At 38.4% G+C, this 907-nt stretch carries 2 protein-coding genes; both read left to right on the top strand.

What is annotated here, in order from left to right; translation table 11 throughout:
* The coding region (locus B7C60_RS18270; RefSeq protein ID WP_245868824.1) for a helix-turn-helix transcriptional regulator at positions 1-347 on the top strand (347 nt) is incomplete at its 5' end.
* Between the two features lie 49 nt (positions 348-396).
* Positions 397-907: LysE family translocator (locus B7C60_RS07355; protein WP_245868823.1), on the top strand; the 511-nt coding region annotated here is incomplete at its 3' end.

Raw genomic sequence — 907 nt, 5'->3', positions numbered from 1 at the left:
AATATGAAGATGAAAGTGAGTTGGTCTTTAAGCTAAGGAACCGCCTTTTGCAAGACATAACTTGTCCACCTTCTCTTGAGGCTGTCTCAAAGGAATTAGGAAGATCAAAAGAGACATTAATCCGTATTTTTAAAAGGCACCTTGGAATAACGCCAAAGTCATTTTTAAACAATAGCCGTGTTGCAAAAGCGAAGATTTTACTAAAACGCGGAATGAGTATCGTTGATGTAGCGGCTGAAGTGGGTTTTTCTGATCAAAGCCAATTTCATCGTACATTTGTTAACTATACAGCTTCAACACCACGACAATACCAGCAAATTACGTCAATTTTCGACAATAAATCCTAAGTCGGAAAATCTATAGTTTGAAAATAATTTTGGCTATAGGTACCTGTTTATGTCGTTTTCCATCCTTTTCCCCGCTGCTTTCCCTGCATTGGCATTAGCTCATTTCGTCGCTCTGTTGAGTCCGGGACAGGATTTTTTCTTAATCATTGCTCATTCAATCCGTCATGGTTTGCTCGGGAGTCGGTTTATCTGTCTAGGGATTGCACTGGGAAATGCTATTTATATAGCATTGGTGATATTTGGCTGGGTAAATATTCGTGAGAATCAAATTGTATTTGCAACGGTTGAAGTATTAGGTGCTATTTACCTTTTTTGGATCGGTCAAAAATTATTAAGAAGCAAACAAACTGATTCGTTATTAAAAGCAAAACATGTAAAAATTCCATCAGCATGGAACCAACTGCTACTTGGATTAAATTCCGCACTACTCAACCCTAAGAATGCGCTGTTCTATATGAGTTTAATGACCGTGATTCTAGGAAATGAAGTTACGCTGATTCAGCAGGTTTCTTGTGGGGTGTGGATGTTTCTTGCCGTTTTGCTTTGGGACTTATTCATTG

This window comes from Vibrio fujianensis, from assembly GCF_002749895.1.
Taxonomy (GTDB): Bacteria; Pseudomonadota; Gammaproteobacteria; order Enterobacterales; family Vibrionaceae; genus Vibrio; species Vibrio fujianensis.
The sequence above is the reverse complement of the archived record's forward strand: the minus strand, read 5'-3'. Positions and strand labels throughout refer to the sequence as shown.